Source organism: Gammaproteobacteria bacterium, from assembly GCA_037388465.1.
GTDB lineage: Bacteria > Pseudomonadota > Gammaproteobacteria > SpSt-1174 > SpSt-1174 > JARRKE01.
Genome location: JARRKE010000048.1, coordinates 1 through 14,758 on the forward strand (window position 1 = coordinate 1; position 14,758 = coordinate 14,758).

13 protein-coding genes are annotated in these 14,758 nt (G+C 64.1%); 1 reads left to right on the top strand and 12 read right to left on the bottom strand.

The features are described 5' to 3' along the window. From P8Y64_09800 to P8Y64_09810, 3 genes are all read right to left on the bottom strand, one after another. Window positions 1-538: bifunctional ornithine acetyltransferase/N-acetylglutamate synthase (locus P8Y64_09800; GenBank protein MEJ2060763.1), on the bottom strand; the 538-nt coding region annotated here is incomplete at its 3' end. Window positions 539-541: 3 nt separating this feature from the next. Next, on the bottom strand, window positions 542-3,274 hold the full coding sequence (secA, locus tag P8Y64_09805) for a preprotein translocase subunit SecA (GenBank protein ID MEJ2060764.1): 2,733 nt from the start codon (window positions 3,272-3,274) through the stop codon (window positions 542-544). A gap of 141 nt (window positions 3,275-3,415) precedes the next feature. After that, window positions 3,416-4,348, bottom strand: a complete 933-nt coding sequence (locus P8Y64_09810; GenBank protein ID MEJ2060765.1) for a peptidoglycan DD-metalloendopeptidase family protein — start codon at window positions 4,346-4,348, stop codon at window positions 3,416-3,418. Between the two features lie 86 nt (window positions 4,349-4,434). Between P8Y64_09810 and P8Y64_09815 the strand changes: the two genes are divergently transcribed. After that, window positions 4,435-4,866, top strand: coding sequence for a DUF721 domain-containing protein (locus P8Y64_09815; protein MEJ2060766.1), 432 nt, complete (start codon window positions 4,435-4,437; stop codon window positions 4,864-4,866). A gap of 13 nt (window positions 4,867-4,879) precedes the next feature. Here the strand turns inward: P8Y64_09815 and lpxC are convergent, their stop codons facing one another. The 9 genes from lpxC to ftsW form a co-directional block, all read right to left on the bottom strand. Next, on the bottom strand, window positions 4,880-5,791 hold the full coding sequence (gene lpxC / locus P8Y64_09820) for a UDP-3-O-acyl-N-acetylglucosamine deacetylase (protein ID MEJ2060767.1): 912 nt from the start codon (window positions 5,789-5,791) through the stop codon (window positions 4,880-4,882). Window positions 5,792-5,977: 186 nt separating this feature from the next. Continuing rightward, window positions 5,978-7,132 carry a cell division protein FtsZ gene (ftsZ, locus tag P8Y64_09825; protein MEJ2060768.1) on the bottom strand — a complete coding sequence of 385 codons (1,155 nt, stop codon included), beginning with the start codon at window positions 7,130-7,132 and terminating at the stop codon, window positions 5,978-5,980. A gap of 63 nt (window positions 7,133-7,195) precedes the next feature. Beyond that, the gene (gene ftsA / locus P8Y64_09830) at window positions 7,196-8,428 is read right to left on the bottom strand and encodes a cell division protein FtsA (protein ID MEJ2060769.1); all 1,233 of its coding nucleotides are present in this window, start codon (window positions 8,426-8,428) and stop codon (window positions 7,196-7,198) included. Window positions 8,429-8,430: 2 nt separating this feature from the next. Continuing rightward, a complete protein-coding gene (locus P8Y64_09835; protein MEJ2060770.1) occupies window positions 8,431-9,216 on the bottom strand; it encodes a cell division protein FtsQ/DivIB in 786 nt (261 codons plus the stop codon). Window positions 9,217-9,226: 10 nt separating this feature from the next. Continuing rightward, window positions 9,227-10,165, bottom strand: a complete 939-nt coding sequence (locus P8Y64_09840; protein ID MEJ2060771.1) for a D-alanine--D-alanine ligase — start codon at window positions 10,163-10,165, stop codon at window positions 9,227-9,229. Next, window positions 10,162-11,079: a UDP-N-acetylmuramate dehydrogenase gene (gene murB / locus P8Y64_09845; GenBank protein MEJ2060772.1), complete on the bottom strand. Its 918-nt coding sequence runs from the start codon at window positions 11,077-11,079 to the stop codon at window positions 10,162-10,164. Before murB ends, P8Y64_09840 begins: the two co-directional genes overlap by 4 nt. Continuing rightward, entirely contained in the window at window positions 11,076-12,500 is a 1,425-nt protein-coding gene (gene murC, locus P8Y64_09850; protein ID MEJ2060773.1) for a UDP-N-acetylmuramate--L-alanine ligase, read from the bottom strand. Before murC ends, murB begins: the two co-directional genes overlap by 4 nt. Next, window positions 12,497-13,582, bottom strand: a complete 1,086-nt coding sequence (gene murG, locus P8Y64_09855; protein MEJ2060774.1) for an undecaprenyldiphospho-muramoylpentapeptide beta-N-acetylglucosaminyltransferase — start codon at window positions 13,580-13,582, stop codon at window positions 12,497-12,499. Before murG ends, murC begins: the two co-directional genes overlap by 4 nt. Then, window positions 13,572-14,753, bottom strand: a complete 1,182-nt coding sequence (gene ftsW / locus P8Y64_09860; protein ID MEJ2060775.1) for a putative lipid II flippase FtsW — start codon at window positions 14,751-14,753, stop codon at window positions 13,572-13,574. The genes murG and ftsW overlap by 11 nt, the downstream gene beginning before the upstream one ends. Window positions 14,754-14,758 lie beyond the last annotated feature (5 nt).

Below are 14,758 nucleotides of genomic sequence, written 5' to 3' on the forward strand. Positions count from 1 at the left end.
CCTTTGCGATCCCGGTCAATGTGACCGTCTGGCCGCCGATCTCCACCTTGCGGGAGACCCCTTTGGGGAGGGTATCGGTGGTCATGATGGCCCGGGCGGCCTGCAGCCAGCCATCCTCGACCAGCGCCTCATGCAGTGCAGGAAGATGGGGAACGATTCGTTCCGCCGGCAGCAGCTCGCCGATGACGCCGGTGGAAAAAGGTAAAACGGTTTCCGGCGCACATCCGGTGACCCGCGACACCGCTTCACAGGTCAGGCGGGCGGCATCCAAACCGGACTGGCCTGTACCGGCATTGGCATTGCCTGCATTGATCAACAGGTAACGGGGGGAAGCCGCCGCCAGATGTGCCTTGGCGATCGTTACCGGGGCGGCACAAAAGGCGTTCCGGGTAAACACGCCGGCGGTGGTACCGCCCTCAGCGAGTTCGATCAGGACCAGGTCATCGCGGTCCCGATAGCGGATGCCTGCCGCAGTCGCCGCGACCCTCACCCCCGGCACGGCTTCGAGCACGGACGGTGCCTGCAACCCGACGGCCATGATTTATGCCAAACGGCCGTGACAGTGCTTGAACTTCTTGCCCGAACCGCACCAGCAGGGATCATTGCGTCCGATCTTGGGCGCTTCACGCCGGAATGGCTGTGGTGCCGCGGCGTCCTCGGGCTCGGGCATCATGCCCGGCGGCACGGGTTCCGGCTCGCCCGCCCCATAGGCGCTGGAGGCTTCGGGATGCGCAAATTGCATCTGCGGCTGGGCACGGCTTTGTGCCTCCATGAAACTCAGATCGTCCTCGGAACGCACCTGAATATGCATCAGCAGGCTCACCACGTCATGCTTGATGCGGTTCAGCATCTCCTCGAACATCAAGAAGGCTTCACGCTTGTACTCTCGCTTGGGATCGACCTGGGCGTAACCGCGCAAACCGATGCCCTGGCGCAAATGGTCCATCGCCGCCAGGTGTTCCTTCCAGTGACTGTCCAGCACCTGGAGCATGACGTCCTGCTCGATGCGGCGCATGATCTCCGGCCCGAGCTGAGCCTCGCGTTCGGCGACCAGTTTGTCGAATTCGGCCTGAATGCGCTCGCGCAGACCCTCTTCATCGAGGTGATCGTCCTTTTCCAGCCAATCCGCCAGATCCAGCGACAGCCCGAACTCGCGCTCCAGGGCATCCGTCAGCGCGGGAATATCCCATTGTTCGTCCAGACTGCCGGGCGGCACGAATTCGTCGATCACCCCCGTCAGCACATCGGAGCGGATCGCCGCAATCGTCTCGGCAATATCTTCCTGCTCCAGCAGCTCGTTGCGCTGTTCGTAAATGACCCGCCGCTGGTCGTTGGCGACGTCGTCGTATTCCAGCAGGTTTTTGCGGATATCGAAGTTGTAGGCCTCGACCTTGCGCTGGGCGTTCTCGATCGCACGGGTTACCCATTTATTCTCGATCGCCTCGCCGCGCTGCATACCCAACCGCTGCATCAATCCCTTGACGCGGTCCGACGCGAAAATACGCATCAGATTGTCTTCCAGGGAGAGATAGAAACGGCTGGAGCCGTGATCGCCCTGGCGGCCCGCACGGCCACGCAGCTGATTGTCGATACGCCGTGATTCGTGCCGTTCGGTACCGATGATGTGCAGTCCACCGGCGGTAATCACCGCCTCATGGCGGGCCTGCCACTCCCGTTCGGCCTGCGCGATCTGTTCCGGTGTCGCCTCCTCGCCCAGCGCCTCGATATCGGCCTCCAGGCTGCCACCCAGCACGATGTCCGTACCGCGGCCGGCCATGTTGGTCGCGATGGTCACGGTCCCCGGTTGGCCAGCCTGCGCGACGACATGCGCCTCGCGCTCGTGTTGCTTGGCATTCAACACCTGGTGCGGAATACCCTGCTTATTCAGCAGCCCCGATATGATCTCGGAGGTTTCGATGGACGCGGTACCCACCAGAATCGGGCGCCTCTCGGCAACGCAGTGCTGAATATCCTCGATAATGGACTCGAATTTTTCGCCCTGCGTCAGGTAAATCAGGTCCTCGAAATCATTGCGCACCATCGGCTTGTTGGTGGGGATGACCACCACTTCCAGGCCGTAGATCTGCTGGAATTCGTAGGCCTCGGTATCCGCCGTACCCGTCATGCCGGAAAGCTTGTCGTACAGACGGAAATAGTTCTGGAAGGTGATCGAGGCCAGGGTCTGGTTCTCGTTCTGAATGCGAACGCCCTCCTTCGCCTCGACAGCCTGATGCAGGCCTTCAGACCAGCGCCGTCCCGGCATGGTGCGCCCGGTGAACTCGTCCACGATCACGACCTCGCCGTTCTGGACGATGTAGTCCACATCGCGCTGATAAAGGGCATGCGCTCTCAGTGCGGCATTCAAATGGTGCAGCAGGCCGATACTGCTCGCGTCGTACAGACCGCGCTCCTGCTCCAGCAGGCCGGCCTCGTGCAGCAAATCCTCGGTATGCTGATGCCCGTCCTCGGTGAGGTAGACCTGCTTGGCCTTCTCGTCCACCGAATAATCGCCCGGACCATCCTCCTCTTCCTGGCGACTGAGACGCGGAATGAGCTTGTTGATCTTGACGTACAGCTCGGAGTTTTCTTCCGTCGGTCCGGAGATGATCAACGGCGTACGGGCCTCATCGATCAGGATCGAATCGACCTCGTCCACCAGCGCGTAATTGAGCTTGCGCTGCACCCGTTCGTCCGCGCGGAAGGACATGTTGTCGCGCAGATAATCAAAGCCGAATTCATTGTTCGTGCCGTAGGTGATATCGGCGGCATAGGCCTCGCGCCGTTCTTCGGGCATGAGGCCGTTCACGATCACGCCCGTACGCATCCCCAGAAACCCATACAGGCGCCCCATCCAGTCCGAATCGCGCCGCGCCAGGTAATCGTTGACCGTCACGACATGCACGCCCTTGCCACTCAAGGCGTTGAGATACACCGGCAGGGTCGCCACCAGCGTCTTACCTTCACCGGTGCGCATCTCGGAAATCTTGCCCTCGTGCAGGACCATACCGCCGATCAGCTGCACGTCGAAATGGCGCATCCCGAGCACCCGCCGGCCCGCCTCGCGAACCGTCGCAAAGGCCTCGGGCAGGAGATCGTCCAGGGTCTCGCCTTTGTCGAGGCGCTCGCGGAACTCCGATGTCTTGGCCTGCAATTGCGCGTCGCTGAGGGCCTCGAATTCCGGCTCCATGGCGTTGATGCGCTTGACGGTTTTGAAATATCGCTTGACCAACCGCTCGTTGCGGCTGCCAAAAATCTTCTTGGCGAGACTCACCATGTGGAAAACCGGTGCATGTGGATTGAATGGATGGTTTCAGACTACAGCAGGACATGATACCGCATCGCACTCCCAGGGGCGATGCGGTTTCATGACGGTTTTAAGACCAGCAACCGGACGAGACGTTCCGGCTGCAACGGGTCAGCGCGAGGCCAACCGCGAGGAAGACTGGATGAACGCGATGGGATTGATCTTGCGGCCGTTTTTGATGACCTCGAAATGCACGTGCGGGCCGGTGGAACGGCCGGTGCTGCCCATGAGCGCGATCACCTGGCCTTTCTTGACCGGCTCACCCACGTGTACAAGCACCTTGTCGCAATGCCCGTAGCGGGTCACATAGCCATTGCCGTGATTCAGCTCGACGAGGTTGCCATAGCCCCAGCGCTTGCCCGCCCAGGTCACCACACCGCTGGCTACGGCGTGGATCTTGGTGTCCATCTTGCCGGCGAAGTCGATGCCCTCGTGAAACTCAGGGCGGCCGGTAAAGGGATCGGAACGCATTCCGAAATAGGAAGAAATCCAGCCGTGGTTGATAGGACGCCCGGAGGGGGTCGTTTCCTGGCGCAAGTTGCGGGTAAGCAACACATGATCGAGCACCTTGAGCTGCTGCTCCCGGTTCTCGATCTCCCGGGTCAGGGAATCGATCGCCTGGGACAGCGTGGGAATGCCGGGTGCCTGCCCGACATCCTCGCCGTCGGGACCGCCAATCCCTGGCTCGTGGCTGAAATCGAACTCCTTGGGATCGATGCCGGCCATCTTGACCAGCTTGCCACCGAGGGCATCCACCCGGACCACATGGGCCTGCAGCAGCGCCAGCTTTTCGGTCAGTGCATCGATGTCGGCCTGGGCCGTACGCTTGGTGGTTTCAATGGCGCGCTGCTGTGCGGCAAGATCCGACTGCAGCCTGGCGAGACGGGTATCCGGTGCTCGCGACACGCCCACGAGGTAGCCCGCGCCAGCCAAAAGCACGGAAAAAACGAGCAACAGCGCCCCCGGCAGCATAAAATGCCACCAGTGCGAGAGTCGCACTGCGTGCGGCGTCATGCCTTCCTTCGGGAAGAAGATGATATGCATGCCGTCAAAAAGCCCCTGGATTCAACCGGATATTAATTGATCTTCATGTGGCCTGAAAAGCCCACCAACTACCGTCCGTCAGCAAAATGAAGCCGATCAAGGAACTTCTGCCGCCTCACCTGCGTCACCGCATCGAGACATTGTCCCTGCTCGACTTCACCCTGCACGCCTATCTGGGCCGCACCCTGGCCGCCCATTGCCGGATCCTGAGCATTCAGGAATCCCAGCTCATACTCGGTGCGGACAGTGCTGCCTGGGCCACCCAACTGCGCTACCAGCAGCACGAAATCCTCAAAGTGCTCAACAGCGAACACAGCCTGGGACTGCGCAAGCTGCGGGTTCGCGTCCTGCCGGCCCAAATATCGGATGCCGCTGCCCGCACGCAGCCCAAACGCCGGCCGCCACTTTCCGCGCGCAGCGCCGAACTCATCACAGCCTGTGCCGCCGAGCAGGACGACCCGGATCTCAAGGCCGCCCTTCTGCGTCTGGCATCGCGCGCCCACGGTCCGGGACGCTGATCCCGCGCCGGACTCAGGCCAAGGCGATGCTTTGCACGTAAGAGATTGGCGCCGCCTCACCGTCCTCGAAGGTCACCATTTCCCAGGCATCTTCTTCGGCGAGCAGCTTGCGCAGGAGCTGATTGTTGAGGGCATGCCCGGACTTGTTGCCCAGGAAACTGCCGATCAGACTGTGCCCCAGCAGGTAAAGATCCCCGATCGCGTCGAGAATCTTGTGTTTGACGAATTCGTTTTCGTAGCGAAGTCCGTCTTCATTCAGAATCCGGTAATCGTCCAGCGCGATGGCGTTGTCCAGGCTGGCGCCGAGGGCCAGACTGCGCTCGCGCATGGCCTCGATATCGCGCATGAACCCGAAGGTCCTGGCACGGCTGACCTCCTTGACGAAGGAGGTGGTCGAAAAATCGAGTTCCGCGAACTGCTGATGCTCGCGGAAGATGGGGTGATCGAACTCGATGGTAAAACCGACCTTGAAACCGTCAAAAGGCTCGAAACGCACCCATTTGTCGCCCTGATCGACCTGCACGCTGCGTTTGATGCGAATGAATCGCTTGGGCGCGGACTGCTCTTCGATGCCGGCGGATTGGACAAGGAATACGAACGGGCCGGCACTGCCGTCCATGATCGGCACCTCGGGGGCGCTCAGGTCCACATAGATGTTGTCGATGCCAAGCCCTGCCAGAGCGGAGAGGAGGTGTTCGACCGTGGAAACGCGAACATCGCCCTGCACCAGGGTGGTCGAAAGCCGCGTGTCACCGACATTTTCAGGCCGCGCCTTGATCTCGACAGGTTCGGGAAGATCCACCCGGCGGAAGATCACACCGGTGTCGACAGGGGCCGGTCGCAGCGTCAGGAAGATCTTCTCCCCCGTATGCAGGCCGACGCCGGTGGCGCGGATGGTGTTCTTCAGCGTTCTTTGTCGGATCACATTCAATTCCCACCGGCTCTGTAGGCCGTTGTTAGCCGCATGGCGGCGTTGCCCCACTCGAAACAAGCAATTTCCAGGCCATTCAATACTCCAAAAAACCCCGGAAATAGCCGCCTTTTGGGCGCGCCATTATGGCACAGCGGCCACATTATGCATCTTTTTTGTGCAGTTTCCAGAACCACGCACTCAATCGGCCTGTTTTCTCAGAAATGCCGGGATGTCCAGATACTCCGTATCGAACTCACCGTTCGGCGCATAGGGCCCCTTGCCCGACGCCTGCCTGCGCTGGTAGGTGGGGCGATCCAGCTCGTGGTAGTTCACCTCGCCATTCGGCGTCTTCTCGACCAACTTGACCGCCGGAGCTTCAGCCAGCGGGGCCCTGGCCGCGCCACCGATGCCCGTCGCCACCAAGGTCACGCGCAGCTCGTCCTGCATCTCCGGATCGATCACCGTACCCACGACCACGGTGGCATTTTCGGAAGCGCAGGCACGCACCATTTCGCCCACCTCCTCGAACTCGCCAATGGAGAGATCCATACCGGCCGTAACGTTCACCAGCAGACCCTGTGCACCATTAATGTTCACATCCTCCAGCAACGGACTGCTGATGGCACGCTCGGCGGCGTCGCTGGCGCGGGCTTCGCCGGTGGCCTTGCCGGTACCCATCATGGCCATGCCCATTTCCGACATCACGGTCCGCACGTCGGCGAAGTCGACGTTGATCAGACCCGGCCGGGTGATCAGCTCCGCAATGCCCTGCACCGCACCGAGCAGCACGTTGTTCGCCTCGGCAAAGGCCTGCAGCAGGCCGACGTTCTTGCCGAGCACGCTGAGCAGCTTCTCGTTGGGAATCGTAATCAGCGAATCCACGTAGCGGCTCAGTTCGTCGGTGCCCTGCTTGGCGATGTCGTTGCGCTTGCCGCCCTCGAACGGAAACGGCTTGGTCACGACCGCCACGGTCAGGATGCCCATTTCCTTGGCCAGCTGCGCCACGACCGGCGCACCGCCGGTTCCGGTTCCGCCGCCCATGCCCGCGGTGATGAACACCATGTCCGCCCCTTCGAGCACTTCCTGGATGCGGTCCCGGTCTTCCAGCGCGGCCTCCCGACCGATGCCGGGGTCGGCACCTGCGCCCAGGCCCTTGGTTATGTTTGTGCCCAGTTGCAGGGTCGTCTTGGCCTTGCTCTTGTGGAGCACCTGAGCATCCGTGTTGGCACAAATGAAATCGACCCCTTCGATGCCGGCCTCGACCATGTGCTGAACGGCATTGCCGCCGCCACCGCCGATACCGATCACCTTGATGACCGCATTCTGTGCGTAGCTATCCATCAGTTCGAACATCACACACCTCCTCGTTCACATGTGTGAACCTAGAATTCATGGCGCCCCTTATGACGCCGCCACTCAGAAATTGCCCTGAAACCAGTCGCGCATCCGTTTCAGAACACCCTTCATCCCGACTCCACCCTGAAAATCCGCCGGCCTGTCGCGATGCTGCATGCCGTACGCCAGCAGGCCGACGCCGGTCGCGTAAATCGGGTTGCGCACCACGTCGACCAGGCCGGAAACCTGCTGGGGCATACCCAGCCGCACCGGCATATGAAATACCTCTTCGGCGAGATCGACCGCCCCCATCATCTTGGAGGCACCGCCGGTCAGCACCACGCCGGCCGCGATCAAATCCTCGAAGCCGCTACGCCGTAAATCGTTCTTGACCAGATCGAAGATCTCCTCGTACCTGGGCTCCACCACGTCCGCCAGCGTCTGGCGGGACAAGCGGCGCGGGGGGCGGTCGCCGACGCTCGGCACCTCGATGCTCTCCTCCGGATTCGCCAGCTGCTTCAACGCGCAGGCGTACTTGAGCTTGAGCTCCTCGGCGTACTGGGTCGGCGTACGCAACGCAATGGCGATGTCGTTGGTCACCTGATCGCCCGCGATCGGAATCACCGAGGTATGGCGGATGGCGCCCTCGGCGAACACCGCCACGTCGGTGGTACCGCCGCCGATGTCCACCAGACACACGCCCAGATCCTTTTCGTCCTCGTTGAGCACCGCGTAGCTGGAGGCCAGTTGCTCCAGCACCACGTCGTCCGCCTCCAGGCCACAACGCCGCACGCACTTGATGATGTTCTGCACCGCGCTGCCGGCGCCGGTGACGATATGTACCTTGGCCTCCAGCCGCACGCCCGACATGCCGACTGGCTCGTGGATACCTTCCTGGTCGTCGATCACGTACTCCTGAGGCAGCACGTGCAGCAGCTGCTGATCGGCCGGGATGGCGACCGCCTTGGCCGCGTCGATCACACGCTCCACGTCGCCGGACATCACCTCGCGGTCCTTGATCGCGACGATGCCGTGCGAATTGATGCTCTTGACGTGGCTGCCGGCGATACCCGCGATTACCGAATGAATCTGACAGCCCGCCATCAGCTCGGCCTCCTCCACTGCGCGCTTGATGGATTGCACAGTGGACTCGATATTCACGACCACCCCCTTCTTCAGCCCGCGAGAAGGATGCGAACCGAGACCGATGATCTCGATGCGCCCCTCGTCGTTCTGCTCGCCGACGATGGCGACCACCTTGGAGGTGCCGATATCGAGCCCGACCAGCAGGCCTTTGTCGGATTTCTTGGACATCTTCAACGTCCCCTTTTCATTTCCTTTGTCGGGCCGGCCTGTGCCGCATCCGTCTTCCAGCCGACGGCCAGCCCGTTGGTGTATCTCAAGTCGATGGACGCGATCTCGTCCTTGCGCGACTTCAGCACGGCGGGAAAGATCTCCGCCAGCTGTGCCAGTCGCGCATCAAAACCATCCCGCCCCACGGCAATCCGAATGCCGCTGGCCAACCGCAGGTCCCAGGCCCGGCGTGCATCCTCCTGCAACCCCACCGGCTGCAACCCCACCGGCTGCAACAGATGGTCGGCGGCGATGAAATGCTCCACCAATTGCCGCTCGCTGCCCTCGGGGCCTGACAGGCGTGGCAGCCCTTTGGGAAAAGTGTCGGGTGCCGGACGAAATACCTGGCCTTGAGCGTTCAACAAGCCGTCATCACCCCACTGCGCGATCGGCTGCTGTTCCTGCACCTGGATGATGACGGTATCGGGCCAGCGGCGGCGGATGCTGACCGACTTCACCCAGGGCAGCTCGTTCAGCGACTTTTCCAGCGCATGCAGGCGGACATTGAAAAACCCGCCGCGCACCCACGGCAGCGCCAGCTGCTTCAGGCGTTCCGGGTCGAGATGCCGGAAGCCGCCTTCGACACGCACCGTGCGAATCGGCAGCGTGCCCGGCGCCTGCAGCCAGCGCACCAGAAATACAAGGCCGACGGCGAGCACGATCAGCACCAGCGCACCTCCCGCACTGCGCAGCCAGCTCCGGAGGGCAGGCCTGCGCGGCTCATCACCGGCCTTGGTTCGTCTGGCCATGGACACGATGTCATCCCGCCTCCCGGTCGAGGGTGTCGCTCAGAATGCGCATCACCAGTTGTGTCATATCCATACCCGCCGCCCGCGCCGCCATCGGCACTAGGCTGTGAGCGGTCATACCGGGCACCGTATTCACCTCCGCCAGATACGGCTTGCCGTCCGCATCCAGCAGGAAATCGACACGCCCCCAGCCCTGTCCGCCCGTCGCGGCGTAGGCCTGCAACGCCATCTCGCGCAGCCGCCGCTCGGCTTCCTCGGGCAGGCCGCAGGGGCAGAGATAGCGCGTGTCGTCCCGGCTGTACTTCGCCGCGTAGTCGTAGAACTCGACGGCCGGCACGATGCGGATCGCGGGCAGCGCCTCGTCGCCCAGCACGGCAACCGTGTAATCCCCGCCGGCCATGTCGCGTTCGGCCAGCACCCTGCCGTGGCATGCAGCAGCAGCGGCATAGGCGGCGGGCAGGTCCTCGGCGCGCTTCACCTTGCTCACCCCGACGCTCGAACCTTCCTCCGAAGGCTTCACGAACAGCGGCAGACCGAGTCGCTGCGCCACTGAAGAAAAGTCGCTGCCCGCGGTCAGCACCTCGCCGGGCACGACCGGCAGGCCCAGAGACTCCCACAGCAGTTTGCAGCGCCATTTGTCCATGCCCAGCGCCGAGCCGAGCACGTCGCTGCCTGTGTACGGCAAACCCAGCACTTCGAGCACGCCCTGCAGCGTGCCGTCCTCGCCTCCGGTTCCGTGCACGACGACGAAGCAACGGTCGAAGCCGCCTTCGGCGAGCTGTTCGATCACCGTTTCGAGTTTCAGATCCACGGCCACGGCGTCCACGCCACCCGCACGCAGCGCGGCCGTCACCGCCGCACCGCTCATCAACGAGACCTCGCGCTCTGCGGACCAGCCGCCCATCAGCACGGCCACCCGGCCGAAGCGCTTGGGATCGATGGCGGTCATGACGACACCTCCTTGTTCGCCTCGCCGAGAATGCGCACCTCGGGCTCCAGGCGAATGCCTGTCTGCGCCTCGACCGTGGCCTGCACATGCAGGATCAGGCGTTCGAGGTCGGCCGCCGTGGCGTCGCCGGTATTCAGAATGAAATTGCCGTGCTTGTCGGACACGCAGGCTCCGCCGATGCAGTAACCTTTCAGGCCACAGGCCTCGATCAGGCGCCCGGCGTAATCGCCCGGTGGGTTGCGGAACACCGAACCGCAGGTCGCCACGCCGGTCGGCTGGGTGGCACCGCGCCGGGCGAGCAGTTCGCGAATCTGTCCCAGCGAGGCTTCCGCATCGCCATGGGCCAGCTCCAGTTCGCAGGCCACGAACCATTCTTCGCGCGCGGACGCCACGTGCCGATAACCGATTTCGAATTCTTCCGGCGTGCGCCGATGCAGCCTGCCGAATCGATCCAGCGTCTCGACCGCCACCACCCGACTCCAGGTCTCGGTACCGAAGGCGCCGGCATTCATGGCCAGTGCGCCGCCCATGGTGCCGGGTATCCCGGCCAGGAATTCAGCGCCGGTGAGCCCCTGGCGGGCGGCGAAGCGCGCCACCTTGGCACAGGGCAGACCCGCCTCGGCGCGGATACGCCGCTCGCCGACCTGTTCGAGCCGCTCCAATGCCCCGTGAATCAACAGCACCGCACCGCGGATACCGCCGTCGCGGATCAGCACGTTGCTGCCCAGGCCAAGCCAGGTCAGCGGCATGGCCTCGTCGAGGTCGGCGAGAAACGCCTGCAGATCGGCCAGATCGGCCGGCTTGAACAGGAGATCGGCCGGGCCGCCCACACGCCACGTGGTCAGTTTCGCCAGCGGCGCATCGGACCGCAGCGTGCCGCGCAAAGGGGTGCTGGTCTGCCGGGCGGCCATCATTCAGCGGCCTCCTTGAGACGTTCGGGCAGGCTGGCCGCCATCGCGCCAATGCTGCCCGCGCCCAGCGTGAGCAGCACATCGTCGGCCCGCAACACGTTGGCCAGCACTTCCGGCAGGGAAGCAATGTCTTCGACGAAGACCGGATCGACCTTGCCGCGCGCACGGATGGCGCGTGCCAGCGAACGACCGTCGGCGCCGGGGATAGGGTCCTCGGAGGCGGCATACACCTCCAGCAGCACGAGCGCATCGACCTCGCTCAGCACCGCGGAAAAGTCCTCGAACAGATCCCGCGTGCGGCTGTAGCGATGGGGCTGGAAGGCCACCACCAGACGCCGCTCCGGCCAGGCGCTGCGCACGGCCTGGATGGTCGCCTCGATCTCGGTGGGGTGATGACCGTAATCGTCCACCAGCAGCACCGGCCCGGCCGCTGTCTGTACTTCGCCATACAGCTGGAAGCGCCGTCCGATGCCCTGGAACTGCTCCAGCCCGCGCTGAATGGCCGCATCGTTCAGGCCCAGCTCGTGCGCAACCGTAATCGCCGCCAGGGCGTTGAGGACGTTGTGCCGCCCCGGCAGGTTGAGGGTGACCGGCAGCAGTGCGTCCCGCTCCGGCAGTTTCACCTCGAAATGGCTGCGCACCGTCTCGTAACGAATGTTGCTGGCGCGCACGTCGGCCGATTCGTCGGTGCCATAGCGCAGCACGGGGCGGGTGATCTCGGACAGGATCTCCCGCACGCCCGGATCGTCCACGCACAGCACCGCCAGCCCGTAGAACGGCAGGTGATGCAGAAACTCCACAAAGGCGGCGCGCAGGCGCGCATAGTCGCCGCCGTAGGTCGACAAATGATCGGCGTCGATGTTGGTGACCACCGCGATCATCGGTTGCAGATACAGGAACGAGGCGTCGCTTTCGTCGGCCTCGGCCACCAGGTATTCGCCGCCGCCCAAACGCGAATGGCTGGCCGTGCTGTTGAGCCGGCCGCCGATGACGAAGGTCGGGTCCAGCCCGCCTTCGGCCAGCAGGCTCGCGACCAGGCTGGTCGTGGTGGTCTTGCCGTGGGTGCCGGCCACGGCGATGCCGGTGCGAAACCGCATGATCTCGGCCAGCATCTCCGCCCGCGGCACCACCGGGGTCCGGCGCGCACGCGCCGCCTCGACCTCGGGATTGTCCGACTTGACCGCCGAGGACACCACCACCACGTCCGCATCCTCGATGTGCGCGGCATCATGGCCCAGAAACACGCGTACCCCGAGATCGCGCAGGCGACGGGTCACCGCGTTCTCGGCCAGGTCCGAACCGGTCACGGCATAGCCGAGGTTGACCAGCACCTCGGCGATGCCGCCCATGCCGGAGCCGCCGATCCCGACGAAGTGCACCCGGCGCATCCGCCGGCGCGCCATGCTGTTGCTCGCCATGCTCATGCCACTCTCCTACAGAATTCCAGACAGGCCGATGCCACCTTTTCGGCGGCATCGGTATGCGCCAGTCCGCGTGCGGCGGCGGCCATCTTCGACAGGCGCTCGCGGTCCGACAGATCCATCAGTGCCGCGCCCAACGCGGATGGGGAAAGCGCCGTCTGCGGCATCAGTACGGCGGCACCCGCGGACACGAGGTGGCGTGCATTCACCGTCTGGTGGTCGTCCACCGCATAGGGATACGGCACCAGCACCGAGCCGAGCCCAGCGGCGCACAACTCGGCCAGGGTCAGGGCGCCGGCGCGGCAGATCACCACGTCAGCCCAGCCATAGGCCTCGGCCATGTCTTCGATGTATTCGCTCACCTCGCCCTGCACACCCGCCGCTTCGTAAGCTGCACGGATGGGCGCCAGATCATGCTTCCCCGCCTGATGGCGGACGATGAACCCGCCACCCTGTCGCGCCGTTTCGGCCAGTGCCGCGGGAACGGTCTCGTTCAACGCCTTTGCCCCCAGGCTGCCGCCGACGACGAGCAGACGCAGTGCGCCCGTGCGCCCGGCAAAACGCGCTTCGGGATGCGGCAGGGCGGCAATATCCACCCGCACCGGATTACCCACCATCTCTTCGCCGGGCAGTGCGTTCGGAAACCCGGTAAACACCCGGCGCGCGATGCGCGCCAGCACGCGGTTGGTCAGGCCGGCAACCGCATTCTGTTCGTGGATCAGCAGCGGCCGCCCGGTCAGCACCGCCATCAGGCCGGCGGGCCCGGCCACGAAGCCGCCCATCCCCAGCACGGCGCAGGGGCGATGGCGCAACATCACGGCCAGCGCCTGCGTCAGGGCGCGCAGCAGCCGGAACGGCGCCAGCAAGCGGGTCGCGATTCCCTTGCCGCGCAAGCCGGTCACCGACAGCCAGGCAATGGGTATGCCGGCCGCCGGCACCACGCGCGCCTCCAGTCCCTTGCGGGTGCCCATCCATACCACCGGCACGTCGTGCGAACGCAGCGCAGCGGCCACGGCCAGACCGGGATAGACATGTCCGCCGGTACCGCCGGCGGCGATCAGCACGGGACGCGGCTCACGCGGCATGGCGCGTCTCCTTGGGGCGGCGCACCACCCGTACGTTGCCCTTCTTGCGCTGGGACAGCAGCCCCTGCACCGCGGCGACCACGCCGAATTGTTCCTGGAAGCCCTCCTGCGATTCGCGGTAAACCCGCTGCAGAAAACCGATGGCGGCCAGCATCACGATCATGCTGCTGCCGCCGGCGCTCATCAGGGGCAGGGTCAGGCCCTTGGTCGGCAGCAGCCCCATGTTCACGCCCATGTTCACGAAGGCCTGCAGCCCCAGCCAGATGCCGATGCCGTAGGCCAGCGACGAACCGAAGACACTGCCGGCGCGCGAGGCCATGGCGCCGATCGAAAAGGCGCGCCAGACCAGCCCGGCGTACAGCGCGATGACGGTCACCACGCCGATCAGGCCGAGTTCCTCGGCCAGCACCGCGAACAGAAAGTCGTTGTGCGCCTCGGGCAGATAAAACAGTTTCTGGATGCTGTCGCCCAGACCGGCGCCGCTCCAGGCACCGCTGCCGATCGCGATCAGCGACTGGGTCAACTGGAAGCCGCTGTTGAAGGGATCCGCCCAGGGATTGAGAAAGGTCGTCAGACGCTGCAGGCGATAGGGTGACGAAATCGCCAGCAGTGCCATCGCGCCGGCCGCCAGCAGGATGAGCAGCCCGAACTGCCCCAGGCGCACACCGCCCAGATAAAGCATGCCGAAACCGATCGCGAGCAGCACCACGGCCCCGCCGAAATCCGGCTCCATGAGCAGCAGCAGCGCGGCAAAGGCCAGCAGCATCACCGGCTTGATGAAGCCCTTGAAACTGGCGCGTACCTCATGCCCGCGCCGCACCAGATAGCCGGCGAGGTAAATCGTCATCATCAGCCGGGCCAGTTCCGACACCTGCAGGTTGACCAGTCCCAGCGACAGCCAGCGGGTACTGCCGTTCACCGTTCGGCCCAACCCTGGCACCAGCACCAGCGCGAGCAGGAAGAAGGTGAACACCAGCAGCCCCATGCCTGCCACTTCCCAATTCTTCAAGCGGATTTTGGACACCAGGAACGCCGTCGCCAGACCGAGCACAATAAAGGCCAATTGACGCTCCGTGTAGTAAAACGGATTGCCCAACTGGCGGTCGGCAATGTCGATGGAGGCGGAGGTCACCATCACCAGCCCCAGCCCCAGCAATGCCGCCGTGATCAGAACCA

What these genes read in the sequence shown, in the direction of transcription:
- secA (MEJ2060764.1), bottom strand. Translation starts at nt 3,274, where the DNA reads ATGGTGAGTCTCGCCAAGAAGATTTTTGGCAGCCGCAACGAGCGGTTG.
- P8Y64_09810 (MEJ2060765.1), bottom strand. Translation starts at nt 4,348, where the DNA reads ATGCATATCATCTTCTTCCCGAAGGAAGGCATGACGCCGCACGCAGTG.
- P8Y64_09815 (MEJ2060766.1), top strand. Translation starts at nt 4,435, where the DNA reads ATGAAGCCGATCAAGGAACTTCTGCCGCCTCACCTGCGTCACCGCATC.
- ftsZ (MEJ2060768.1), bottom strand. Translation starts at nt 7,132, where the DNA reads ATGTTCGAACTGATGGATAGCTACGCACAGAATGCGGTCATCAAGGTG.
- ftsA (MEJ2060769.1), bottom strand. Translation starts at nt 8,428, where the DNA reads ATGTCCAAGAAATCCGACAAAGGCCTGCTGGTCGGGCTCGATATCGGC.
- P8Y64_09835 (MEJ2060770.1), bottom strand. Translation starts at nt 9,216, where the DNA reads ATGGCCAGACGAACCAAGGCCGGTGATGAGCCGCGCAGGCCTGCCCTC.
- P8Y64_09840 (MEJ2060771.1), bottom strand. Translation starts at nt 10,165, where the DNA reads ATGACCGCCATCGATCCCAAGCGCTTCGGCCGGGTGGCCGTGCTGATG.
- murB (MEJ2060772.1), bottom strand. Translation starts at nt 11,079, where the DNA reads ATGATGGCCGCCCGGCAGACCAGCACCCCTTTGCGCGGCACGCTGCGG.
- murC (MEJ2060773.1), bottom strand. Translation starts at nt 12,500, where the DNA reads ATGAGCATGGCGAGCAACAGCATGGCGCGCCGGCGGATGCGCCGGGTG.
- murG (MEJ2060774.1), bottom strand. Translation starts at nt 13,582, where the DNA reads ATGCCGCGTGAGCCGCGTCCCGTGCTGATCGCCGCCGGCGGTACCGGC.